This window comes from Rhizobacter sp. P3_C12 (assembly GCF_056402735.1).
The window spans coordinates 1-1,134 of record NZ_JBFUGW010000608.1; the positions used below are offsets into that span (position 1 = coordinate 1).

The window sequence follows — 1,134 nt, forward strand, 5'->3', positions numbered from 1 at the left end:
AGCGCTCCGGTGGTGACCAGCACGCCGAGGCTCTGGCCGCCTGCGCTCAGGTAGTGGCGGTTGCTTGTGACCGCCGGGTTCGCGGTACTCGGGCTCGTCGGCGCATTGACCTCGCTCTCGAAGGCCAGCCCTCCGGTGTTGTCCGGATGCAGGTACCACGTGGTGCGCGTTCCGGCGTTCGTGCCGCTCGGAATCGTCCGCACCTCGCGGATGCGCGCATGGTCCTCGTCGTAGTTCCACACGTAGCTCGGGCCACCTGACGGCCCTTGCACGCCTGCTTGGCTGTCCGGCAGGTTGAAGCCGGTGTAGGTGATGCCGCGGTACTTGCCCGCTGTCGCACTCGCGATGTTCCCGTTCGCGTCGAAGCCGTAGGTGTTGGCGGCTGCGCCTTCGATCGATTGAACGGCATGAGGTCGAACGGAATTGGCCCCCTGCGCGCCATAGCTGTACGCCCCCACATCGCTCTTGTAGAGGATGCTGCCCAGCGCGTTGTATTGCAGGCTGACAGTCCGGACCAGCCCACTGATCGCAGGAGCGGCCACCGTGTAGCGCTGCAGCCGGCCGAGCGCGTCGTGCTCGAAGTTCTCCGTCACCGCGCCGGTAGCGCCATCCCCATTCGAATCGTTGCGGTTCGTCAACCGGCCCAGGCTGTCCCACACATAGCCGTGGTTCAGCACGTCGGTGGCGTTGCCCTTGCCCGTCGTCAGGCTGCTCGCGCGGCCCGTCGCGGCTTCATAGCCCGACTTGCTCACCACCGCATTGCTGTAGCGCTGCTGCTCAAGGTGATCCCATGCGTTGTAGGCCTGTGCCTGCCACAGCACCGTGCCCGCCGGCAGCGCGATGCTCRCACCCGGCGTACCGCCCGGCGTGGCGGGCAGCGGGTTCACCGTCACCGCCGTCGCGAGCGACACGCTGCCGAGGAATCCCTTCGGCGTGTACCCATAGTTCACCGTCAGCCCGGTCGGCCACGTCTGCGTCGCCTGCCGGCCGTTCGCGTCGTAGCTCAGCGCGCTCGCAAAACTCGGCCCGTTCGCCACGGTCGTGCGGTTACTGACCAGCCGGCCCAGGCTGTCGTACACCCACTGCTGGCTCATGTCGGTGCTGGCGCTCGTCGCGCACAGCTTGCCGATGCCC

General features: G+C 67.4%; 1 pseudogene. It reads right to left on the bottom strand.

Annotated features, from left to right (window positions below):
• Positions 1-1,134: pseudogene (locus AC1DXV_RS34900) on the bottom strand (hypothetical protein); the annotation flags it as partial.